The sequence below is a fragment of the Frankia sp. CcI49 genome, from assembly GCF_001983215.1.
Taxonomy (GTDB): domain Bacteria; phylum Actinomycetota; class Actinomycetes; order Frankiales; family Frankiaceae; genus Parafrankia; species Parafrankia irregularis.
In genome coordinates this window covers 175,514-198,344 of record NZ_MOWP01000027.1, presented here as the reverse complement: position 1 = coordinate 198,344, position 22,831 = coordinate 175,514, and the positions used below count along the sequence as shown (strand labels likewise).

Sequence of the window (22,831 nt, the reverse complement as noted above, 5' to 3'; positions counted from 1 at the left end):
CCGAACCACCCCGCATGCCGGGACGGATGGGGGCGCCGAAGGTGCCGCCGACTACCCGATGGGGTTGTCGGCGGTGCCGGCCCGCGGCCGGGTCGCGCAACTGCGCGGAATCACCTGAAATACCTGTTCTGACAGTGAAGTCGCCCTTGGTCGATCTTGGTGCGATGTGGTGTCACGCCGGCGTGGCGGTGTTGCCCGGGGTCTCGGGTATCCAGGCCCGGAGCGCGCGCCCTACGATCGCCGCATGACCAAGCAGTGGCCGACCATCGAGGACGGTCGAGCCGGCCTTGTCATGTTCGCTCGCGGCGACCGGGTCTTCCCGGTGGATGACCTTGGCGGTGGAGTGTGGTCCCGGCGTGGGACCGTGCTGTCGGTTCATCCGGTGCAGCGGCAGGAGGCGCCGGCGGCCCAGGACGGCGTTCGTGTCGACGCCATGCCGGTGGCCACGTCGCCGTGTGCCCGCGCGACCGTGCTGTGGGACGACGGATCCGCGGAGGTGCTGGCGGAGGACAAGCTCTGCCTGGTCTATGACCAGGAGGCGCCGATGGGCCTGCGTGTCGTCACGATGCAGATGAGCCAGCCCTGCGACGTCGTCGATCACGGCGGGCAGGTGGTGCTGGTGCTGCGGGAGGGGCTGCTCGCCCCCGAGGCACTGGGGGCGCTGCGCAGCGCGCTCAGCAGGGTGCGGGCCGCTCTCACGCCAGGCCACTCCGACGCGGCCTCGCTGGCCGAGCTGCGCCGCCGGGATCTCCAGCTGCTCAACGCGCTGATCGCGGAGCTCACCGGGCCCGACCACACGAAGGCATCGGCGTCGGCGCAGCCCGGGCCGTCGGCGCAGCCCGGCCAGACCCAGCCCGGCCAGGTACAGCCAGGCCAGGTGAGGCCGAATCAGAGTTCGCCGATCCAGAGCCCGCCCGTACCGGCCCGCCCCGGCCGACCGGCCGGCGCACCGCTGGCCGGAAACGGGATCGCGGTCGTCGGCTCCGACTTCACGGTCGGGTCAGCGGCCCGGCACACCATGCCGGGCCCGCCAGGCTCCGACGCCGTCGTCGTGGCGTCGGCGGGCGGGCCAGGTGTGCCGGGTGTGCCGGAGCGTCGCCCGGAGCTGCGACCGGACGCGGTTTTCGGGCGCCCCGACGGCGCCAGGAGAAATCAGGACGTCGAGTACGGCCCCGGGCGCACTCCCGGGCCGTAGGCGTTGCCGTTCATGCCCGCGCGCGGCTGCTCGGTCATGGCCTGGCTGACCTTCGACGCGATGGCTTCGGTGAGCCGGATCGCCTGGGTGAGCGAGAGGTTCAGGACGATCTCGCTGTCATCGGTCATTGCGAAGCGTACCGACACATCCGCCATGGTCTTTCCTCCCAGTTCGGGTCCCCCGGACACCCGTGGCCGGTGGCCGATCGTGCCGCGGGGACCCGTCTGGGCATCCCCGTCCTTGCGGCCAAGGGACGTGGTGACCGATCCACGATCCCTGATCGGGTTGTCGGCTCGTTCGTGACCCCCCTCTTTCTCGGGTGAGGCGATGCTGCTAGTCGCGGACGGCATGGACTTTCGGTGACTTCCCATGGTTGAAAGCGTCTCCCCCGTGTCGACCCGATTCAGCCGGTGTCATCTCTGGGTGATGCTCCCACTTCGGGGCGTTGTCAGCACGGCGGCGAGTTTTCGGTAAAGGTGACTTGGGACACGGCTGTGGTCTGTTCCGGTCGATCTGGCGCGTAATGCGGCCGGGTGGCGCCGCCCGTGCGGGGGTGTCCGGGGCGCTGCGTGCCGGGCCTGGAACGCAACGCTGCCGAAACCGGGTCAGATCCACCCCGGGAACCACATACGCATTCGCCAGGATGAATAAGGAATCACCTCTGCCGCCAGGATCGGGTAGAAGTAGGCGAACAACAGGACCACGATGACCGTGTACACGCCGACCGAGAGCGCGCCGCCGAGCCGCCTGGCCTCGGTGGCGTCCCGCGGCCCAAGGGCCATGCCTGCCATCGCGGTGAGCCCCAGCACCAGGAACGGAAGGCTCGGCAGCGCGTAGAAGAAGAACATCGTCCGGCTGGGGAGCAGCAGCCAGGGCAGGAACGCCGAACCGAAGCCGACGAGCACCAGCGCCGCCCGCCAGTCGCGGCGGCGCACCCACAGCGCCAGCGAGCCGACCAGGGCCGCGGTGCCGCCCCACCAGATCGCCGGGTTCCCCAGGGCGATGACCTCACGTGAGCAGCCGCCGGGCGCCGTGCAGCCCTCGGCCCCGAACGCGGGGGAGCTGTAGAAGTAGGCGATCGGGCGGCCGAGCACGAGCCAGCTCATCGGCGTCGAGCGGAACGGGTGGCTGTCCGAGAGCCCCTCGTGGAACCTGAGCACGTCCCGCTGGTAGTCCCACCAGCTCCACCAGGCGTTGACGAAGCCGTCACCGTGCTCGTGGCGGTTCCAGCCGCCGTCGGTGACGAACCAGCCCGTCCAGGTTGCCAGGAAGGTCACTATCGGCAGGATGACGAAGCCCACCAGCCAGCCGGGCAGGTCGCGGCGCAGCGCGCCCAGAACGGGTGAGCGCACCCCGGCCGTGCGTCGGGCACCGATGTCCCACGCCAGGGCGAGCGCGGCGAAACCGATCACGGTGTAGAGGGCACTCCACTTGACCCCGAGCGAGGCCCCGAGCGCCACCCCCATGGCCACTCGCCAGGGGCGCAGGCCGAGTCTGGGCCCGTACCGGGCATCGGCCGCCGAGCCCGTGYCGGCCGCGCCGGCCGCCACCCGGTCGAGCCGGTCGGCCAGCCGCCGGCGGCCGTGGTCGCGATCGAGCACCAGACACGCCAGGGCCACGACGATGCCCGTCATCAGGAAGATGTCGAGGATGCCGATCCGGCTCTGGACGAACTCGAGCCCGTCCAGCGCCAGCAGCAGCCCCGCGAAGCACCCGAGCACCGTCGAGCGGAACATCCGGCGGGCGGTGCGGGCGAGCACCAGGACGGCCAGCGTCCCGGCGAGCGCGGACGAGAAGCGCCAGCCCAGCTCGGGGCTGCCGTGCGCGGCGCCGCCGCAGTCGACGTAGCCGAACAGCCACTGCGACGCGGCCATCAGCCACTTGCCGAACGGTGGATGGACGACGTACGCGGGCCCGTTGCAGGTGTTCGAGTCGATCTCGTAGCCGGCGGTCATCAGACCCCAGGCGTCCTTGACGTAGTAGATCTCGTCGAAGTACATCCCGCGGGGCTCGGTGAGGCGCCAGAAGCGCAGGACGCCGGCGGCCACCGCGAGCAGCACCGGCGCGAGCCAGCCGACGAACCGGTCGGTCGGCATCGGTCGGTACAGCCGCTCGCGCGCGGTGACACCGGGCGTCGCGGAGCCATCGGGTGTGACCCGCGCGCGCCCGGCCGGTCCCCCCGGGCCGGGCGACCCGGACGGCCCGGTCTCGGGTCGGGGAAGCTGCGCCGTCGTCGCCGTCACGCGATCAGCCTAGGTCCTGGGTCCTGGCAGACTGGTCGGGTGTCCGGGACCCTGGTGCTGTGCGGTGCCCCGATCGGCGACCCTCGGGATGCCAGTCCACGCCTCGGCGAGGTGCTCGCGAGCGCGGACATCGTCGCCGCCGAGGACACACGGCGGCTGCGCCGCCTCGCGCACACGCTCGGGATCACCATCGGGGGGCGGGTGGTCTCCTGCTATGACGCGGTCGAGGGCGCACGCGCCGAGATGCTCACCGAGCAGCTGCTCGCCGGCCGCACCGTCGCGCTGATCACCGACGCGGGCATGCCGGGTGTCTCGGACCCCGGGTACCGCCTGGTGGCCGCGGCGGCGCGGGCCGGGGTCGCGGTCACGGTCGTCGCCGGCCCGTCCGCGGTGACGGCGGCGCTGGCGGTCAGCGGGCTGCCCTCGGACCGGTGGACGTTCGAGGGATTCCTGCCCCGCAAGGCCGGTGAGCGCCGTGCCCGGCTGCGTGGACTGGCCGCGGAACCCCGGACGATGGTCTTCCTGGAGTCCCCGCACCGCCTGCTGGCGGCGCTGCGCGACCTCGCGGACGTCCTCGGTGGTGGCCGGCGTGCGGCGCTGTGCCGGGAGCTGACCAAGACCTGGGAGGAGATCGTCCGGACCGATCTGGCCGGCCTGGTGGAGTGGGCGACCGACGGTCGGGTGATCCGCGGTGAGTTCACTCTGGTGATCGCAGGTGCCGGTGCAGGCGGCGGTGGCGGTGGACGTGGCGCCGGCGGAGCGGCCGGGGTCGCGGGTGCGGGTGCGGTGGAGGAAGGCGCGGGCGGGGGTGCGGTGGGGCCTGCGGCCCTGGCCGCCGCCGTCGCGCGTCTCATCGCCGGTGGCATGGCGCCGAAGGAGGCGCGCAAGGCCGTCGCCGCCGAGAACGGCGTCACACCCCGCCAGGTCTACGACGCGGTCATCGCGACGCGTGACTCCGATGCCGAGGCCGAGGCCGAGGCGGCTGTCGAGAGCTGAGCGGTAACCGGTGGCCAGACGCGCCAGGGCGAAACACCCGGCGGCAGCGGCCCCGCACGGGACACTGGAGCGGTGGGCACCGAGGTCCGTCCCACCAGGCTCGGTCCCATCAGGTACGTCCGAACAAAGGAGCGGTCCCGGAAGAACCGATGGTCCCACCGGTGCGTCGTCCCGCCGGCATCCGGCTGGCGAGCCGGTTTATGATTCGCCAGGCAAGCGTCAGGGGGACGGTTCGCACCCGGAGAGTCTCGGCCAGGCAGGCTGCTCTCGTGGTGCGACCGACGACGCGAGGGGGAGTTTCGCATGGCCGTGGCAACAACCGAGTTCACTGCCCGGGAGACGGAGATTCCGGGGCTGCTCGTCTTCGATATCACGAGCATCGGTGACGAGCGTGGCTGGTTTCAGGAGAAGTTCCATCGGGCCAAACTCGTCGCCGCCGGGCTGCCGGAATCCTTCGAGGTGGTCCAGACCAGCGTCTCGTACAACCGGCAGGCCGGGGTTACCCGAGGCTTTCACGCCGAGCCGTGGGACAAATATATCTCGGTGGTCGCCGGCCAGGTCTTCTGCGCCTTTCTCGACCTGCGGCGGGGCGAGAACTTCGGGCGGGTCGTCACGGTGGAGATCGATAACGGCCGTGCGGTCTTCCTGCCGCGGGGGGTGGCCAACTCGTTCCAGACACTGGTGGACGACACCTACTACCTTTACAGTGTGAACCGCCACTGGAGTGCCGATCAGTACGACGAGTACGTGTTTGTCAACCTGGCGGATCCGGAGGTCGGCGTGCACTGGCCGATCCCGCTGGACAAGGCCGTGATCTCGGAGCGGGACCGCGGGCACGTGCCGCTGGCGGACGCGCGTCCGTTCGAGGCGTCGGCGTGAAGGTGCGGGTAATGCGCGGAGGACCTCGCGCCGATCAGTGGGGATCGGCGCCGAAAGGCGGGCGGCAGCTGGTATGAAGGGAATAATTCTCGCGGGCGGCACCGGATCCCGGCTGTATCCCATCACCCACGCGGTCAGCAAGCAGCTCATGCCGGTGTACGACAAACCCATGATCTACTATCCGCTCTCGACGCTGATGGCCGCGGGGATCCGTGAGATCCTGGTCATAACCACTCCGCAGGACCAGGCTCAGTTCCAGCGGCTGCTCGGCGACGGGTCGAGGATCGGCTGCCAGTTCGAGTACGCGATCCAGGACGAGCCGAGAGGCCTGGCCGAGGCCTTCATTATCGGCGCGGATTTCGTGGGCCGCGACAAGGTCGCCCTCGTTCTCGGCGACAACATCTTCTACGGGGTCGGCCTCGGTGACCAGCTGAAGCGCTACACCGATCCGGACGGCGGCGTGGTCTTCGCCTATCACGTCTCGGATCCAGAGCGTTATGGCGTCGTCGAGTTCGATGGCCGGCGGCGTGCGATCTCCATCGAGGAGAAGCCGGTGGCACCGAAGTCCAGGTACGCCGTCACCGGTCTCTATTTCTATGACAACTCGGTGTTGGAGATCGCCGAGGAGACGAAGCCGAGCGAGCGGGGCGAGCTGGAGATCACCGCGGTCAACCAGGAGTACCTGCGCCGCGGCAAGCTCAACGTGCACCTGCTCGACCGGGGTACCGCCTGGCTCGACACCGGCACGTTCAACTCCCTGATGCAGGCCGCCCAGTTCGTCCAGGTCATCGAGGAACGGCAGGGCCTGAAGATCGGCTGTGTCGAGGAGGTCGCCTGGCGTGAGGGATTCATCACCGACGAGGAGCTGCGGGCGCTGACGGCGCCGCTGGCGAAGAGCGGCTACGGCGTCTATCTGCAGGGCCTGCTGGAGGGCTAGGAGGGGCTGGTCGCCGAGGGCTGGTCGCCCGGGAGCGCCGCCCGCCGCAGGAAGCGGGCCGGATTCCCGACCCAGACCTCGCCATCCGGAACATCCCGCAGGGCGACGGCGCCCATGCCCAGCGTCGACCAGGCCCCGATGGCGACGCCCTCCCGCACCAGCGCCCCGGCCCCGACATAGGCGCCTGATCCCACTCGCGCCGACCCGGCCAGCGAGACCGACGCGCACAGCGTGGCGTAGTCGTCGACGACGTCGTCGTGGGTGAGAACGGTGTTCGGCATGATCACCACGTGTCGGCCCAGCCGCACGGACGCCGTCAGCACGACCCCGGCGAGCAGGACACATCCGGGGCTGATCTCCGAGGATCTCGCCACGGCCGCCGTCGGATGGATGATCGTCGCGTAGCGCTCCTCGGGGACGCCCGCCGCGGCGAGCCGGTGCGCCAGCCGCCGGCGAGCCCACCCGGGCCCGGGGCAGAGCACTATCCGGGCCGACGGCCGTGCCGAGATGGCCTCCAGGCCGCCGAGGACCGGCAGCCCATCGACCTCGGTGCCCCACCGCTGCGGATTGTCGTCGACGAACCCGGCGAGCTCGTAGCCGCCCGCCGCGTGGACGGCCTCGGCGGTCTCCCTGGCCAGCCCGGAGGCCGCGACCAGAATGACTGGTTCCCTGCCGCTGGTCATCTGGCGATCAACCAGTCTGGACGTGTTTGTCGAGATAGCTCTCGATGGCGCGGGCGCGACCGTCGGGTGCCGCGTTCACCTGCTGCTGAAGCTCCAGCAGGTTCGCGGTGGTGACGGTCTGGGTGACCTGGTACAGCAGGCCCTGGAGCTCGAGGTTGGCGACGTCCATGCGCACCAGCGGCAGCAGGTTGTTGGCGGGGAGCAGGTGCCGGTCGTCCTGCAGCAGGACCAGCTTGTTCGCGGCGACCGCGGGATCCGAGCCGTAGACGAGTGCCACCTGCACGGTTCCGTCGAGCAGGGCGCGGATCGTGCCGGGCCCACCGTCGTCAAGCTCCTTCGCCTGCCCGAAGCCGACGCCGTAGGAGTCCCGCAGCGCCGGCAGGCATCCCGCCCAGGCCTGGCAGGCTGCCGGCGCGCCGAGGGTCAGTCCGCTCGCCACGCCCGGTGCGGCCAGGTCCGACAGGGTGCTCAGGTGGGCCTGCTCGGCGGTCGCCGCGGTTACCGCGAACGCCGGCGTACGCCCGCCGGGGGCGGTGGGGTAGGCGATCAGCTTCCGCTGGGTCAGGGCCTGCATCAGGCCGGTGACCTCGGCGACGTTCGAGCCGAGGGCGGGGGTCGTCTGCACCCCGCTGCCGGCCTGTTCGGCGAGGCCGTCGCGCAGCTCGTCGAGATAGGTCGGCGCGAGGTCGACGGTCCCCTCCTCCAGAGCCCACATCAGCTGGTCACGGCTCTCGAAGGTGCGGACGACCGCGTTGTGCCCGTGGTCGTTGAGCTCCCGCGCGTACAGGTCGGCGACCAGCGCGTCGTCGAGCGCGCCGGTCGAGCCGACCACCAGCTGTGGTCGGCTCGAGGCGCCCTCGTTGTCATCGCCCGTTCCGACGCCCGCGAGACGCGCGCCGATCAGGACACCCACGAGCACGACGCAGAGCACGGCGCCGATGGCCGCACCACGCCGAGCTCGTCCTTCCGGCAGTCTCACCGCGCCGGGCCTCCACCAGGGTCTGCCGTCGTGCGCGTGGCGCTGCCGGTTCCGGGAACCTCCGGGCGGACTGCGATGATCGATTTCGTGAGCGGCCCCGTCCGCTCCTCGACGATGTCGGAGTCGGGGAAGTACGCCTTCAGCTCGGTCCGGCCGATCAGCTCGGTCGACATGGTCGCGCTCAGCGCCTCCTGCCTGGTCCGCGACTTCGTGTGCGCGAGCGGCCAGTGCTGCGCGACGGAGGCCCGCGCCGCCACGGGCAGGAACTGGAAGCCCGGGAAGAGCCAGTGCGGCTCGAGCGGGAAGTAGCGGTTCGGTGTCTGCACCCAGTGCATCGGCGCGACCCGCCGGGCCACGTCCGCGAAGGCGAGCCGGTTGGCATGCCCGCCCACGTGCTCGATCACCGAGTTCGAGAAGACCAGGTCGAAGTCCCCGACGAGGGCTTCGGGCGGTGGGTTGCACGCGTCGCCGACGATCACCGTGATGTCGGGTGGCGCGGGCTCGGCGGGCTTGTCGAGGTTGATCACCACGACGTGCGCCGGCCGGCGGTCGAGCCGCAGCCAGAAGTCGACGGTCCCACCGAGATCGATGACCCGCATGTCATCGATGCTCGGGAAGAACTCACGCACTCGCTCCCAGCGGCGGCCGCGGCTGCGCGCGCCGAGCGAGTTCGGCGACTCCACCATGAGTCGGCGGACGTTCCTCGCCATGCTCATGGGCGCAGCGCCTGCCCGGCGGAGCTTCCGGCCGCCTCGACCTCGGAGCCCTTCGACACGCGGGCCGGGGTGGGAACCCGCACGGATGGCGCCGGCACGGCGGACGTCCCGTCGGAGCGGGTGATGCCGTGCAGCCGGTCGTACACGCTGACGTAGGCCCTGGCCTGGGCGGCCCAGTCCAGCACTTCGACTGCCCGGCGGCGGCCGCGTTCGCCCAGCTCGCTGCGCCGGTCCGCGTCGTCGAGGAGCTCACAGACGGCGGTGGCGAACGCGGTGATGTCACCCGGTTCGACGTACACGGCGGAGTCCGCCGCGGAGACCCGGGTCTCCGCGAGGTCAAAGGTCACGACCGGGAGCTGGTGCGCCATGTATTCCATGGTCTTGTTCATCGTGGAAATGTCGTTCAGCTCGTTGTATGGATCAGGGCTGAGACCGACCGCGGCGGTGGACAGATAGTCCCGAATCATGTTCGCGTCAGCCCTGCCGGTGAACGTGACGTAGTCGTCGAGATCGAGCTCGGTGCACAACCTGCGCAGCTCCTCCAGGCAGTCGCCGAAGCCGAGCAGGGCGGCACTCACGTCCTTGCGGCCGAATTTGTGAACGATGACGTCCATCGCCCGCAGAACGATGTCCACGCCGTCCTGGGGGCCCATGATGCCCAGATAACAGACGAGGTGCTCCCGACCGAGGCGGAGCTCGGGCTGCGCCGGCCCGGGCTTCATCCTGGTCGTGTCGGGACCACTGCGCACCACGGTGGTGTTCTCGAGGGTGCGGTGGCCGCGCCGCATCGCGATCGCGCGATAGGACTCGTTTGTGGAGATCACATGGTCCGCGACCCGGTAGGTCGCGCGCTCCAGGCCGAGCAGCGCCTTGAAGATTTTCTTGGACGGCTTCTCGAAGCGGGCCAGGTAGATCTCCGGGCAGAGGTCGTGCTGGTCGTAGACGAACCGGACCCCGAAAAGCCTGGCGATCAGCCCCAGCGGGGCATAGGTGTCCGGCGGGTTGCAGGCCTGCACCACGGAGAACGGGCGGGTGAGGAAGATCCGCGTGAACAGCAGCGCCGTCCGCAGCCAGCAGTAGACGAACTCGTTGATGTAGCTGGCGAAGCCGTTCGCCTGCGCCGGCGGGCGGTACTTGTAGAGCCACACACCGTCGAGGAGTTCGCGGGACGGATCCCCGGGGCCCTTGGGGCAGATGACGGAAACCTGGTACCCGGACCTCACCAGCGCCTGGCATTCCAGCCAGACCCTGCGGTCCAGCGGAACCGGAAGATTCTGGACGATTATCAGGACATGTTTACGTGCTAACGTTCCCAAAGCCACTGCTCCCCCCAACGCGGCGGCACCGTGGAACTCGGCTGCTGAACATTCGTGTGTCTAAGGTTCGGGTGGTGTGTTGAACTGCAACCGTGTAGATGCCTCTACATGAACTGACCGACTGCGACAAGTCACCGGTTATCGCAGGCAGTAGTAGTTGTCTGGTAGCTAGTATGGTCCAGCAGCTACCTGGTCTACTGACCTACCTGGTCTAGTCGGTACATGATGCCGAGCCGTACGTGAGCCTAGCTGGTACGTGATCTGGGCTGGTACGTGATCTGGCCAGCCTGCCGGATCACCCACTTCAGGGCATCCGGCGGATGACGATAGCGGACGGCCCCCTTGGGGGCAAGGGCGGCCATACCCGTACTATGACCCGGGCGCTGCTCGCTGCTCGCGACTGGCAGCGTTCGGCTATGGGGGGATGGCCATGGATGTTTGCGAGGTAAGTCCGTCCGCCGAGGGTGGAGCGGCCGCGTCCGACCTGCCGCTCGTCTCGGTGGTCATCGTTACCTTCAACAGCGCGCCGGTCCTGGCTGAATGCCTGGCGGCCCTGCCGGCGGCGTGCGGTCGGGTCCCGGTCGAGACCCTCGTCGTCGACAACGCATCCAGCGACGCGACGCTTGAGGTTGCCCGGGCCGCCGGCGATGGCATCAGGATCGTCTCCACCGGGGGGAACGTCGGCTATGCGGCGGCGATCAACCGGGGGATCCGGGCGGCCTCCTCGCCGGCCTCCGCGGTGCTCGTCCTGAATCCCGACATCAGGCTCCGTCCAGGGGCCGTTCCCGCGATGCTGGAGCTGCTGGAGCGACCCGGTACGGGCGTCGTCGCGCCCAGGCTGCTCGGGGCCGACGGCACGCTCGCGTTCTCCTTGCGCAGGGAGCCCTCCGTCGGCCGGGCCTGGGGCGAGGCGTTGTTCGGTGGCCGGGCCGGCCGGTGGCCGGCGCTGGGTGAGGTGGTTGTCGCGCCGGGTGCCTATGAGGCGCCGAGCGAGGCGGACTGGGCCACCGGTGCCGCGCTGCTGGTCTCGCGGCAATGCCTGGAAGCCGTAGGGGACTGGGACGAGGCGTACTTCCTTTACTCCGAGGAGACCGATTTCCTGCTGCGGGTCCGGGAGGCCGGTTTCCGGCTGCGTCTCGCGCCGGCCGCGGTGGGCGTGCATCTCGGCGGGGAGTCGGGCACCTCGCCCGCGCTGTGGACATTGCTCACAGCCAACCGGCTGCGGCTGTTCAGGTCCCGGCACGGCCTCGCGGCGAGTGCCGCGTTCACCGCGGGGGTTCTCACGGGCGAGCTTCTTCGGGCCGCGTCCGGCCGGGCCATCAGCAAGGCGGCGGTGAAAGGGCTGCTGACGGCGAGCCAGCCGCGGCTGGTGGAACGCGCGGGCGGCAGGCAGCCGGGGGCGGTGGCCACCGGCAGCCGCGGCGGTCGTGGTGGTCGTGGTGGCAGTGGCGGTGATGGCGGCGGGCGAGCTGGTGCCCGAGGGCCGCGGCTCGCGAACCGGATCCCGGCCGTGATTCCGCTCCCGGTCCGTTCCGCCGGCTCTCCCGGGGGCGCCGGCACGCGGACCCGGGCCGTGCCGGCGGGGCACGCGCTGCCCGCTGACGTCGCCGGCGCTCCGCCGATCGTGTGCTTCTCCGGCCAGGACTGGTGGTATCACAACCGGGCCCACTCGGATTTCCAGCTCATGACCCGGATAGCCGCACAGCGGCCGGTGCTCTTCGTCAACAGCCTGGCTGTGCGCATGCCGTTGCCGGGTCGTAGCACCCAGCCGCTGCGGCGGATAGCGCGGAAGGCGAAGAGCATTTCGCGCGGGGTCAGAACACCGCGTGCGGACCTTCCGGACCTCCATGTCCTCTCGCCGGTTCTCCTGCCCCTGTACGGCAGCCGCGCGGGGCGGGTGGTGAACGCCTGGCTGGTGCGTTTTCAGGTGGCCCGGGTGGCGAAGCGCCTGGGGCTGCGTGCGCCCGCCTATTTCGTGACGATGCCCACGGCGTGGGACACTGTTCGCCCGCTCGCGCGGTCGGGCCTCCTTTACAACCGGTCCGACAAGCACTCCGAATTCACCGAGAGCAACGGTGCGGTGGTGGCCGCGCTGGAGGACGAGCTGCTGCGGCACAGCGATCGGGTTCTCTACGTCAGTCACGAGCTCATGAGCCGGGACGGCGCGGCGGTGGCGGACCGGGCGCACTTTCTCGGGCACGGCGTCGACCTGGCCCACTTCAACGCGGCAACGGCCGGTCCAGCCCCGGCCGACATCGCCCGCATCCCGGGGCCGCGGATCGGTTTCTTCGGTGGGCTCGACGACTACACGGTCGATTTCGACCTGCTCGAACAGGTCGCGGCCCAGATCCCGACCGCGAGCCTGGTCCTCATCGGTGACGCGACCTGTTCGATGCGCCGGTTCGAGGCCTACTCGAACGTGCACTGGCTCGGATTCCGCCCCTACGAGCAGATCCCAGCCTACGGTGCCGCGTTCGACGTGGCGATCATGCCGTGGCTGCGCAACGAGTGGATCCGGTTCTGCAACCCCATCAAGCTGAAGGAATATCTGGCTCTGGGGCTGCCCGTCGTGACCACGGACTACCCGCAGATCGCCAGTGACCGCGATGTGGTGCGGGTGGCGGGGAGTCCGGAGGAATTCGTCCAGCTCATCCGGGACTCCATCGCCGACGGCGGGCCCGGCGACCCGGCCGGCCGGCGCCGCCATGTCGAGCGCGACTCCTGGGACGCCCGCGCCGAGGAACTGCTCGAGCTCATCGACAGGATTGCCAGCGAGACCTCGGCGCCCGGCCCGGCCGGCCGGCCGGGCCGGCGGGCGATCGCCGGCGGTAACCCGCACCGGGCCGGCTGATGTGCGGCATCGCGGGTATCGCCCGTTTCGACGGCCAGCCGGTTGATCCGGCGATGTTGTCGACGATGACCGGGTTACTGGCCCATCGTGGACCCGACGCCGAGGGCTTCTGGGCGCAGGGGCCGGTGGGATTCGGGCACCGCCGCCTGTCGATCATCGATCTCGGCGGCAGCGCGCAGCCGATGGCCTCGGCCGGCGGCCGGCACCACATCTGCTTCAACGGCGAGATCTTCAACTACCGGCAGCTGCGCGAGCAGATGTCCTATCCGTTCCAGACCGGTGGCGACACCGAGGTCGCGCTCGCCGTGTTCGCGGAGAAGGGCATCGACGGGCTGAGCCGCCTCGTCGGCCAGTTCGCGTTCGCCGTCCATGACGCGGACAGCGGTGGCCTGACCCTCGTCCGGGACCGGGTGGGCGTGCTGCCGCTCTACTACTACCTGGACGGCTCGCAGCTGGTGTTCGCCTCGGAGATCAAGGCGATCCTGCCTGCGCTGCCGAAGCCGCCAGCCGTGGACCACGCCTCGGTCGCCGACTACCTGGCGGGCCGGTCCGTCCCGGCGCCGGCGACCCTGTTCGAGGGGGTCCGCAAGCTGCTGCCCGGCCACGCGCTCAGCGTGGCCCGGGATGGCCGTTCCACGATCAGGCGTTACTGGTCGCCGCCGCTGGCCACGGAGGAACTGCCCGTGGACCCCCGGCAGGCGGTCGACCTGGTCGACGCCGCCCTGCGGCGGGCCGTGGAACGGGCGACTGTCGCGGACACCCCGGTGGGTGCCTACCTGTCCGGCGGTGTCGACTCCAGCCTGGTGACGGCGCTGATGAGCCAGCGGACCGACGAGCCGGTCCACACCTTCTCCGTGGGCTTCGGGCCCGGCCAGCACGACGAGCGGCCGATGGCCCGCCTGGTCAGCGACCAGTTCGCCACCCGCCATCACGAGATCGTGGTGAAGCCGAGTGACTTCGCCGACCTGTGGTCGACCCTGACCTGGCACCGGGACGCCCCGGTGTCGGAGCCGGCGGACATCGCCGTCCACCGGCTCGCCCAGCTCGCCAGGGAGCACGTGCGGGTGGTGCTGTCCGGCGAGGGCGCGGACGAGCTGTTCGGCGGCTATCCGAAGTACCGGCTGGCCACGCTGACCTCCCGGATCGGGATCGTTCCCGCCGGCCTGCGCGGGCCGCTGTTCGACGGGGTCCAGCGATCCCTTCCGGCGGGCGCCAACCGGCTGCGCATCGCGCTGCGGGCGTTGGGGGAGAGGGACGAGCGGGCCCGTCGCGACGGCTGGTTCGCGCCGTTCACCGAACGGGAGCGCAACCGGCTGCTCGGCATCGCCCGTGGGGAGCCGGGCCGGCTGTTACCGGCGACCCGCAACGATCCGCTGCGGGGCATGCTCGAGGCGGACCTGCTCGGCTGGCTGCCCGACAACCTGCTCGAGCGCGGTGACCGGATGACGATGGCCGCCTCGGTCGAGATGCGGCCGCCGCTGTTGGACCACGAACTCGTGGAGCTCGCGTTCCGGCTCCCCTCGTCGGTGAAGGTGCGGGACGGCCGCGGCAAGTGGGTGCTCAAGGAGGTGGCGCGCCGCTACCTGCCGACGCTGATCGTGGACCGGCCCAAGGTCGGCTTCCGGGTGCCGTTGGCCGACTGGTTCCGCGGCGATCTCTCCGACCTCGCCGCGGACATGCTGACCAGCAACGGGTCCTTCGTCGGCGGCCTTCTCGGCACGGCACCCGTGCGGCAGTTGCTCGCCACGCATCAACAGGGTCGGCGCAACGAAGAGATCAGGATCTGGACCTTGCTGTGTCTCGAGGTCTGGCATGAGGTCTTCTTCCGCCGACCGGATCGGATCGGATCGGATCGGACTGGATCGGCAGCGCCGGGGGCGGGGCATGAGTGAGCCACAGACGGGCACCGGACGGGTGTCGGCGAGTGTGGTGGTACCAGCCCACAACGAGGAGCGGGTGATCGGCCGGCTCCTGTCGAGGATCGTCAGCGCCGGCCCGGACGACACGGGCGCGGTTTTCGACGTGGTGGTGGTCTGCAACGGGTGCAGGGACCGCACCGCCGAGGTCGCCTCCTCGTTCGGGCCGGGCGTACGTGTGCTGTCCACCGACGTTCCGTCGAAGATCAATGCCCTGCGGATGGGGAACGCCGCCACGGACGTCTTCCCGCGGATCTACGTGGACGCGGATGTGGAGATCGACCGGGCCGGGCTGCTGGCGCTGGCCGAGGCCGTCGACGGCGGTGGCTACCTCGCGGCGGGGCCGGAACGGGTTCTGGACCTCGCTGGCTCGCCCTGGCTGGTGCGTGCCTACTACTCGGTGTGGTCGCAGCTGCCGGTGGTGTCGAACGGGCTGATCGGCCGCGGGGTGGTCGCGGTGAGCGAACGCGGCCACCAGCGCATCGCCGCGCTGCCCGACGTCGTCAACGACGATCTCTACCTGCACCGTGCTTTCGGGCCGTCCGAACGCACGGTCGTGCGCTCGGCACGGTCGATGGTCCATCCTCCGCGTAAGGTCGCCGACCTGCTACGCCGCCGTGCCCGGGCTTCCATGGGCAACGCGGAGCAGTCCGGTTCGCGGGCTCGGGAGGAGAGCACCGCCAGCGCCCGGGCGGTCGCCGGGATCCTCCGGCGGGAGCCGGCCCAGGCACCGGCGGTCGCCGCCTTCGTCGCCATCACGCTGGGCGGGCGTCTGTGGGGCCAGGCGCGGGCCCGCCGCGGCGGCACCCCTGTCTGGCTGCGGGACAACAGCAGCCGGGCATGATCACAGGTGATGGCAGCGGGGGGACGGTAGTGGCGCGATGACGACCCATCGGGAAGGCTTCGAGTCACCCGCCGCAGTGCCCGATCCCGGGGCCGGCCCCGCTTCCGTCGATCAGGCCACGGTGTGGGTGCCCAGACGAGCCCTCCCGGGCTCGGAGGCCGCCGAACGGACGATGACGATTCCGAGGTTCGCCCGCGCCACCGGCGCGGGTGCGGATGCGGATCAGGCCCGTCCGGCCGCTGGAAAGGCACCCGAGAAGGTACATGGAGCCACCGCGTGGCTGGACGGAGTGCGCGGACTGGCGGCGATGTTCGTGGTTCTCCATCACTGCTGGCTGATTGTCTTTCCGGGATTCCCGCGAAACAACGGCCCGTGGTATGTCGGATGGCTGCTCTACGGCCACCTGGCAGTGGTGGTCTTCATCGTGCTTTCGGGCTACTCGCTCGCCCTCGCGCCAGCGGCGAACGGCCACCGGCTCAAGGGTGGCTGGCGCACCTTCGCCCGGCGCCGGGCCTGGCGGATCCTGCCGCCCTACTGGACCGCGCTGGCGATCTCCGTGCCGGTCGCGATCTGGGTCACCCACAGCGTCAGCGGCACCGGCGCCGGAATCCGCGCGTTCTTCGTGCACTTCTCGATGCTGCAGATCGTGGTGGACACCGAGCGGCCGAACGGCACGTTCTGGTCGATCGCGGTCGAGGTCTGGATCTATTTCCTGTTTCCGCTGCTGTTGCTGCTCCGCCGGCGGCTGGGCCCGGTGGCCATGGCGGTCGTCACCGTCCTCGTCGTGTGTGGCCTGAAGGTCGCCCTTTCGCACACCCCGATGCTCGCCACGAAGTACGGGCAGCTCAGCCCGCAGATGCTGGCCTGCTTCGCGCTCGGCGTGCTCGCGGCCGACTCCTCGCGGGCACCGCGGATCGCGGGACGCCGGGTTCCTCTGCTCGGGCTCGCCGGCCTGCTGATCGCCGCCTGCGTGGCGGGCTTCGCGGTCATCGGCTCCGAGGACATCGTGAACAACTACTTCTGGGTCGACGTCCTCGTGGGCGTCGTCACGGCTGTGGCTTTCCGTGGCCTTGCCGCCGCGCCGACATCCCGGCTGCGTGGGGTGCTGGCGGCCCGCCTGCTCACCACCCTCGGCATGTTCGCCTTCTCCATCTACCTGATCCACGTGCTGATCCTGGAAACCCTCTGGTTCCACCTGGTGCAGGACCTGGCCTCAGGAATGGCGGCGCTGGCCATCATCATGGCCCTGACGATTCCGACGGTCCTGGTCGTGTCCTATGGGTTCTTCAAGCTGTTCGAGGCGCCGTTCCTGCGCGCCCGCTCCTGGGCTGATGTTCGTGCGCTGCGCGGCCGGGCCGGCGGCGGGCAGCCCGTTCCGCCCCGGGTCGCCTGAACTGTCTGCCGGCCGGGGGGCGTACTGTCTGCCGGCTGGGGGCCGTCGTTCGTCCGGTCAGCTCGTCGTTCGTCCAGCCAGGTCAGCTTGTGGCCTGTCAGGTCAGCTCGTGGCGCGCGGCGGCAGATCACGGACCCGGCGGGCCGGAATGCCGGCGTAGAGCCCGTCAGCCTCGCAGTCCGCGGTCACGACGGCGCCCGCGGCGATGACGCACCCGTCTCCCACCGTGACGCCTGGCATGATCGTCACACGGGCGCCGAGCCAGCAGCCGTCGCCGATCACGATCGGGCGCCCGGCCAGCGCCCCCGCGCGTGACCGTCCGGTACCGGGTTCGTGGGTGCTGGTGCACAGGAGCACCTGCATGCCGAGATGGCAGTCGGCACCGACCGTGATGTCCGCGAACGAGTCGAAGAAACAGCCGCGGTTGACGTACGTCCGGGGCCCGATCGAGACGTTCCGGCCGCCGAACCAGCAGCCGGGGGAGATCGCGGCTCCGGTCACCCGCATGCCGGTGCGGTGCAGCAGCTGCGCGCGCAGCGGGCGCGGGGTCACCGGGGCGGCGAGCGCGCCGTTCAGGACGAYGTCGCGGACCATGTCCCTGGCCATCTGGCGGGCTCGGGCGGCCGGTCCCGGTGCGGTCATCGGGCGTTGTTCCTCTCGCGGTGGGCCGGCTGCCGGGTAAGGCGCCAGGCGGCGCCGCAGCAACCGAGCAGAAGAAAGGTCAGGCTGGCGATCAGTGAGAAGCTCAGTGCGTCGAAGGTGGCGTAGCTGAGCATCACCGCGAACACGCTGGCGGCCAGCGCCCGGATGAGGTCCTTCGTCCGCTGGTCGGGGGCGCGTCGCAGGGCGATCACCGCGCAGGTCAGCGGGATTGCGAACAGCAGTATGAGTACGACCATGCCGACCGCGCCGATCTCCACCAGGCTGCCCAGGTACTGGTTGTCCAGGGTGCGGTAGATGTTCGGCAGGAACGTGCGGAATCCTCGGCCGAACAGCGGGGACTGGTCGAAGTAGTGGCCGACCGTCGCGTAGTCACTGGTCCGGCCCGAGGTGCTCGGATCCTCGGAGATGCCGGCGAACATGCTTCGCACGGTGCCGAGCAGGCCGGGCACGGCCAGTCGCATGATCACCAGGAAGACCGGCGTGATGATCAGCGCCCGCACGCGGATCCGGGACGGCCAGCCGGTGAACAGGACGATGAAGGTGACCGTGGCGGCGAGCAGGCCGCCGCGGGACAGGGTCATCGGCAGCGCGACCAGGAGCATGACCACGCCCACCCAGCGGAGCCGACCACGCAGGCGGGTGGCAGCGGGCTGCAGGGCGAAGTGGAGGGCGAACGGCAGGATCGCGGCGAACACGACGCCGGCCTCGATCGGATGGCTCGCGGTCGCCTTGATCCGGACGAAGTCCGACCGGGTGCTCAGCTCGTCGAACGCCGCGATCGGCTGCAGGCCGGGCGGCTTGACCGCGGCGAGCGGATTGAACCCGGTGTAGAACTGCACCAGCCCCAGCAGGCCGAGCAGCCCGCCGCCGATGGCCAGGCGCCGCAGCAGGGTCTCCATCCGATCGAGGCTGCTCACCCCGTCGCAGGCGATCAGCATGATCCCCAGCCAGCACAGGGTCGCGATGAGGCCCCGGTCGGCCGCGCGGATCTCGACCGCGGACGTGACCCGGCCATTGGACGCGGTGTAACTGAGCAGGACCACGACCATGAACATCAACGCGGCGACGCGCACCGGGTTCGCCGCCTGGTCCAGGCCCAGAGCCGGATGCAGCCGCCCGCCGAGCCAGCACAGCAGGCCGGCGAGACCGATCAGGTTGGCCGGTGTCGCGGCCGAACCGAGCGAACCGATCACCAGCTGCGCGGACAGGCCCAGCAGCAGGAACAGGAAGAGCGTGAGCAGGCTGACCGTGTCCAGGTGCGAGGTCGACCGGAGCCAGGCCGGGGCCGACGCCGCTGCCGACGCCGACGTCGGGGGCGCGGCCAAAGGGGTGGACGGGGCCGGAGCCAGGGCCGCGCCGGGGCCGCTGGCGCGAGATGTGGTGGCCGGGGGGCTGGTAGCGGACCGCGACGTTCCGCTGATCATGACTTTCGGTCGCTGCCAAGCGGTCGGCGGTCGTAGCCCGACTGCGGGTCGTCGTCCAGTGACATGGGACGCCGCAGCGGAATGCGGTAGGTGCGTTCGGTGTCGTGGTCCGAGCGACCCTGCGGTGCCCCGTCGAAGGTGCTCGGCTCGTCGTATCGCTGGCGCTCGCGGTGCTCCTGCGGCCCCGCGGCCGGGCGCCGGGGGCGCCCGATCTCCCCGTAGCCGTCACTGTCGGTCGGCGCGGACGGCCCGGTGGGTGACATCGGGGCATCGGCGTCACCGGCAGGCCGCGGCGAGCGGAACCGGTCGAACAGCAGGACGCCCAGGAAGGTGAGCAGGCAGCAGACCGCGAAAGCCATCGCCGCCTGCGTGTAGCGGGCCTTCTTGGCGACCGTGACCACCGGCTCCTCGGTGATCTTGTTCAGGACGAACCACGACGACCGGGGCGCGCCGCCCTTCTCCTGCTCCTGGTCCAGCACCTCGCCGAGCTTGGTGACGACATAGTTGACGGTGGTCACGACCGCGGCCCGGTCGGGTCCCTCGGCCTGCACGTTGAGTACCGGGCCGGCGGCGTCGGTGGGAATACCGATCATGTACCCCGCTGTGGCCCCGTGCTTCACGGCTTCGTCAACGGCTTCGGCGGTGCTGGTCAGGCGGCTGATCACCTCCGCCGTAATGCGCAACGACTGCCCGAATCCCAGATACGGATTGTCAACCTTGCCGGTCTCCGCGGAGACGGCCGACGGCAGAAGGAAGACCTGGGACGATCCCTGATAGCTGACGGGGGTCATCACGAAGGCGCCGATCGCGGCGACCACGGTCAGAGCAACTCCAGCGGCGGTGAGTCGCCACCGCCGGAGCAGAATCGTGAGCGGTCCGTTCAGTTGCATTACGTGTTCCCCCCGGTGCCGATCCGGAAGACCTGACTTCCTGAACGCGGCGGAAGCTGTGGACGGGTAGGCGCCGTCACCGACGGCCTCGAGTGCAACCTTTGCCGTTCCCATGGTCGCAGCAACGGCAAAGATGTGGTTTGAGCTGGGGCTTGCCGCGGGGGAGCGCTCATCGCGGCCGCGCTCGCCGGAGGCTGGTGCCCACGGCCGCGGTGACGAGAACGGCGACGAGGAGAACTCCCAGGGCTGCCCGCGGGCGACTGCCGCCGGCATAGGACGCCGGGCCTGCCGGGCCACTGGAATCCTTGCCGGCTCGCGGCAGCGGCACCAGAACGATGCGCTTGGCGTCGGGAATTCCGTCCTGCCAGATCTCGAGCCGCTTCGACAGCTGGCTGACGACCGCGTTGACCGTGTCACGGGCCACCGCGCCGTCGCTGTCCGCGGAGACAATGTTGATGATCGTGCTGCGGCCGACGATGTCCGCGAACGGCTCGGTGCTGTTGCGGGAGAAGGCAAGCTGAAAGTCGGTGACCTGCTCGGGGCCGAGCGCCCCGGGCCGGGAGAGCTCCGAACGGGCGTAATAGATCAGCAGCTCGCCCGCGAACTGGGCGTTCAGCGCGTCGTCGCGGCCCTTGTCCACACGGAGCACGACGGCCACGCTCGCCGACTGGGGTGCCGGACGCATGAATAACGTGACGGCACCCAGCACCGCCCCCACCGCCAGCACGGCGGCCAGCGCAACCCGGGCCCGCCCCATTCCGTCCCCCCAAGGCGCCCTCGCCGGTCCGGCGGCGTCAGGCGGAAGTATCCGTTCCCGTGAGCTTCGCATGGCAGAGTGGATCTCGCCCCYTGCTGCGGAGATCCAGTCCGTGAAGGTGACGGGCCGGCGTCATCTGTTCGGCTACCACCATAGGGCAGGTACTCGGGAGGGCGCACAGCCGGTGCTCCCTGACGGGATACCGGTCGGTTACCATCGGCCACGCATTCATTGGCGTGGATGCGCAATCGGAGGGGGGACCGATGAGCCGCGCTGTGCGTGCGCCCGACCTGGCAGGGGCTGCTCAGTGGCGTCAATGCGTCACCGTGTGTGCGACCAACCGCTGGGATGGCGTCAAACTACACGACCGCTCACTCGCGGAGCAGTTGGCCCGCCACGTACCTGTTCTGTATGTGGACCCGCCGATCTCACCGGCGACGCCGAGGCGCCGGGCGGACATCGCCGCGCCTGCCGCGCCCAGGGTACGCATGGTGGCGGACAACCTGGCACAGCTGGCGCCGGTGGTGCTGCCCGGGCTGCGCCGGCGCGGCGTCGCCACGGCGAACTCGGAGATCGTCCGCCGCCAGATCAGACGCGCCGTTCGTGACCTCGGTGTACCCGTCGCGGCGCTGGTGGAGGCGGACGTGCTGCTCCCGGCCTTCGGGGCAGCCCGGGAACGGCTGCGCGTCTACTGGGCACAGGACGACTACGCCGGCGGTGCGGCGCTGCTCGGGCTCGACCCGGTGCGGGTGCAGGTCGCCGAGGTGCGGGTGGCGGCGAAGGCGGATGTGGTTATTACCGCGAGTCCCGTCGTTCATGACAAACTGACCGCATTGGGTGCGAGCCCGATCCTCATTCCGTATGGTTGCGATCCCGAGGCGTTCGCCGGCGTGGAGACCGCGGCGGATCCGGAAGACGTGGACCTTCCCGGCCCGGTTGCCGGTCTGGTCGGGCATATCAATGCGCGAATAGATCTCGGTCTGCTGGAAGCGGTTGCCGAGGCCGGTCATTCGCTGCTTCTGGTCGGCCCGATCGATCCAACGTTCGAGCCGGATCGGATGCGGGCGCTGCTCGGCCGCAAGAACGTCGTATCGGTGGGGCGGAAGCCCGCCGAGTCGCTCCCGAGCTATCTGAAGGCCATCGACGTCGGCCTCGTGCCCTATGCCGACACCGCCTTCAACCGTGGTAGTTTTCCACTGAAGACCCTCGAGTACCTCGCAGCGGGGCGGGCGGCTGTGTCGACGGATCTGCCGGCTACCCGTTGGTTGGATTCATCGTTGATAGTCACTGCTACCACTCCGCCAGAGTTCGAGGCAGCTGTAGCCGCCGAGCTGCAACGCGAGCGGTCCGGCCAGGCGGCCGCCGCTCGTCGCGCGTTCGCGGAAAGCCACAGTTGGGCTCGTCGGGCCGCTGATTTCGCCGCAGCGATCCGGGTCACACGACCTGACGGTTCCGTGTCCATCTCCGGGGGGGACCGACCGGGAGGCACGCAATGACCGCGAGTAATACGTGGAGCGAATTTCACGTTTCAGCAGAGATGGCCGACCGGGCGGAGGCCGGTCCGGTCACCGGCACACCGGTGCCGGACGGCACCGCGACCGGCGCTGACCTGGCCGGATTCAATCCGGCTGGTCATGATCTGACGGGCGCCGGTGTGGCGGGTTTCGGTACGGCTGGTCATGACCTGACGGGCGCCGGTGTGGCGGGTTTCGGTACGGCTGGTCATGACCTGACGGGCGCCGGTGTGGCGGGTTTCGGTACGGCTGGTCATGACCTGGCAGGCGCCGATCTGGCGGGCGCTGAGATGGCCGCTTTCGGTACGGCTGGTCATGAGCTGGCAGGTGCTGATCTGACGGGTTTCGATCCGACGGGTTTCGGTACGGCCGGTCACGAGCTTGCGGATCATGATCTGGCGGGCGCTGGCTTGGTCGGTTTCGATCAGGATGGCTATGAGCTGGCCGACTATGCGGCGGCCGGTTTCGATCCGGATGGCTATGACCTGGCGGACCATGACCTGGCGGAGCATGACCTCGCGGGCGCTGACCTGGCTGGTCCCGATCCTGCCGACTTCGATCCTGCCGACCTTGAAGTCGCAGCCCTCGCATCGACCGCCTCCGGCCGGCAGGGCGGCGCGCGGCCACCAGGCAGA

Annotated in this window: 20 protein-coding genes; 9 read left to right on the top strand and 11 right to left on the bottom strand. The window is 70.2% G+C overall.

All coding sequences use genetic code 11. The annotated features are described in order from the left end of the window. The first annotated feature begins 244 nt into the window (after positions 1-244). Positions 245-1,195 carry a hypothetical protein gene (locus tag CcI49_RS24460; RefSeq protein ID WP_076829605.1) on the top strand — a complete coding sequence of 317 codons (951 nt, stop codon included), beginning with the start codon at positions 245-247 and terminating at the stop codon, positions 1,193-1,195. Here the strand turns inward: CcI49_RS24460 and CcI49_RS24455 are convergent. Both CcI49_RS24455 and CcI49_RS24450 read right to left on the bottom strand, forming a co-directional pair. Beyond that, positions 1,153-1,350, bottom strand: a complete 198-nt coding sequence (locus tag CcI49_RS24455; protein WP_006541195.1) for a hypothetical protein — start codon at positions 1,348-1,350, stop codon at positions 1,153-1,155. The genes CcI49_RS24460 and CcI49_RS24455 overlap by 43 nt on opposite strands. Positions 1,351-1,800: 450 nt before the next feature. Beyond that, positions 1,801-3,438: a phospholipid carrier-dependent glycosyltransferase gene (locus CcI49_RS24450; RefSeq protein WP_076829602.1), complete on the bottom strand. Its 1,638-nt coding sequence runs from the start codon at positions 3,436-3,438 to the stop codon at positions 1,801-1,803. 39 nt (positions 3,439-3,477) lie between these two features. On the opposite strand from CcI49_RS24450, the gene rsmI reads away from it, so the two are divergent. The 3 genes from rsmI to rfbA all read left to right on the top strand — a co-directional run bounded on the left by rsmI (position 3,478) and on the right by rfbA (position 6,250). Beyond that, positions 3,478-4,434 (top strand): 16S rRNA (cytidine(1402)-2'-O)-methyltransferase, encoded by a 957-nt coding sequence (gene rsmI, locus CcI49_RS24445; RefSeq protein ID WP_054571371.1) that lies wholly within the window; start codon positions 3,478-3,480, stop codon positions 4,432-4,434. Between the two features lie 303 nt (positions 4,435-4,737). After that, positions 4,738-5,313 (top strand): dTDP-4-dehydrorhamnose 3,5-epimerase family protein, encoded by a 576-nt coding sequence (locus tag CcI49_RS24440; protein ID WP_054571370.1) that lies wholly within the window; start codon positions 4,738-4,740, stop codon positions 5,311-5,313. A gap of 73 nt (positions 5,314-5,386) precedes the next feature. Then, entirely contained in the window at positions 5,387-6,250 is an 864-nt protein-coding gene (gene rfbA / locus CcI49_RS24435) for a glucose-1-phosphate thymidylyltransferase RfbA (RefSeq protein ID WP_054571369.1), read from the top strand. Here the strand turns inward: rfbA and CcI49_RS24430 are convergent. The 4 genes from CcI49_RS24430 to CcI49_RS24415 are packed head-to-tail and all read right to left on the bottom strand — an operon-like array spanning position 6,247 to position 9,944. Next, positions 6,247-6,933: an acetyltransferase gene (locus CcI49_RS24430; protein WP_054571368.1), complete on the bottom strand. Its 687-nt coding sequence runs from the start codon at positions 6,931-6,933 to the stop codon at positions 6,247-6,249. The genes rfbA and CcI49_RS24430 overlap by 4 nt on opposite strands. Before the next feature lie 7 nt (positions 6,934-6,940). Next, positions 6,941-7,912: a glycine betaine ABC transporter substrate-binding protein gene (locus CcI49_RS39860; RefSeq protein WP_158230808.1), complete on the bottom strand. Its 972-nt coding sequence runs from the start codon at positions 7,910-7,912 to the stop codon at positions 6,941-6,943. Beyond that, the gene (locus CcI49_RS24420; protein ID WP_198955619.1) at positions 7,909-8,628 is read right to left on the bottom strand and encodes a class I SAM-dependent methyltransferase; all 720 of its coding nucleotides are present in this window, start codon (positions 8,626-8,628) and stop codon (positions 7,909-7,911) included. The genes CcI49_RS39860 and CcI49_RS24420 overlap by 4 nt, the downstream gene beginning before the upstream one ends. Beyond that, positions 8,625-9,944, bottom strand: a complete 1,320-nt coding sequence (locus CcI49_RS24415; RefSeq protein ID WP_076829596.1) for a glycosyltransferase family 4 protein — start codon at positions 9,942-9,944, stop codon at positions 8,625-8,627. The genes CcI49_RS24420 and CcI49_RS24415 overlap by 4 nt, the downstream gene beginning before the upstream one ends. Positions 9,945-10,374: 430 nt before the next feature. Between CcI49_RS24415 and CcI49_RS24410 the strand changes: the two genes are divergently transcribed. The 4 genes from CcI49_RS24410 to CcI49_RS24395 are packed head-to-tail and all read left to right on the top strand — an operon-like array spanning position 10,375 to position 16,948. Continuing rightward, positions 10,375-12,795: a glycosyltransferase gene (locus tag CcI49_RS24410; protein ID WP_054565295.1), complete on the top strand. Its 2,421-nt coding sequence runs from the start codon at positions 10,375-10,377 to the stop codon at positions 12,793-12,795. After that, complete coding sequence (asnB, locus tag CcI49_RS24405) at positions 12,795-14,687, top strand: asparagine synthase (glutamine-hydrolyzing) (RefSeq protein WP_076829593.1); 1,893 nt, start codon at positions 12,795-12,797, stop codon at positions 14,685-14,687. The genes CcI49_RS24410 and asnB overlap by 1 nt, the downstream gene beginning before the upstream one ends. Beyond that, complete coding sequence (locus CcI49_RS24400) at positions 14,680-15,555, top strand: glycosyltransferase (RefSeq protein ID WP_054565293.1); 876 nt, start codon at positions 14,680-14,682, stop codon at positions 15,553-15,555. The genes asnB and CcI49_RS24400 overlap by 8 nt, the downstream gene beginning before the upstream one ends. A 37-nt stretch (positions 15,556-15,592) precedes the next feature. Further along, positions 15,593-16,948, top strand: a complete 1,356-nt coding sequence (locus CcI49_RS24395) for an acyltransferase (RefSeq protein ID WP_054565292.1) — start codon at positions 15,593-15,595, stop codon at positions 16,946-16,948. A 102-nt stretch (positions 16,949-17,050) separates the two neighbouring features. On the opposite strand, the gene CcI49_RS24390 is transcribed toward CcI49_RS24395, so the two are convergent. From CcI49_RS24390 to CcI49_RS24375, 4 genes are all read right to left on the bottom strand, one after another. Beyond that, positions 17,051-17,590 (bottom strand): acyltransferase, encoded by a 540-nt coding sequence (locus CcI49_RS24390; RefSeq protein WP_116437489.1) that lies wholly within the window; start codon positions 17,588-17,590, stop codon positions 17,051-17,053. After that, entirely contained in the window at positions 17,587-19,035 is a 1,449-nt protein-coding gene (locus CcI49_RS24385) for an O-antigen ligase family protein (protein WP_083749683.1), read from the bottom strand. Before CcI49_RS24385 ends, CcI49_RS24390 begins: the two co-directional genes overlap by 4 nt. Then, the gene (locus tag CcI49_RS24380; protein WP_076829587.1) at positions 19,032-19,925 is read right to left on the bottom strand and encodes a hypothetical protein; all 894 of its coding nucleotides are present in this window, start codon (positions 19,923-19,925) and stop codon (positions 19,032-19,034) included. Before CcI49_RS24380 ends, CcI49_RS24385 begins: the two co-directional genes overlap by 4 nt. Before the next feature lie 169 nt (positions 19,926-20,094). Then, on the bottom strand, positions 20,095-20,682 hold the full coding sequence (locus tag CcI49_RS24375) for a hypothetical protein (RefSeq protein ID WP_006544151.1): 588 nt from the start codon (positions 20,680-20,682) through the stop codon (positions 20,095-20,097). Positions 20,683-21,173: 491 nt separating this feature from the next. Here CcI49_RS24375 and CcI49_RS24370 point away from each other — a divergent pair, with 491 nt between their 5' ends. Then, on the top strand, positions 21,174-22,178 hold the full coding sequence (locus CcI49_RS24370; protein WP_158230807.1) for a glycosyltransferase: 1,005 nt from the start codon (positions 21,174-21,176) through the stop codon (positions 22,176-22,178). 32 nt (positions 22,179-22,210) lie between these two features. On the opposite strand, the gene CcI49_RS42185 is transcribed toward CcI49_RS24370, so the two are convergent. Beyond that, positions 22,211-22,693: a hypothetical protein gene (locus CcI49_RS42185; protein ID WP_158230806.1), complete on the bottom strand. Its 483-nt coding sequence runs from the start codon at positions 22,691-22,693 to the stop codon at positions 22,211-22,213. Positions 22,694-22,831 lie beyond the last annotated feature (138 nt).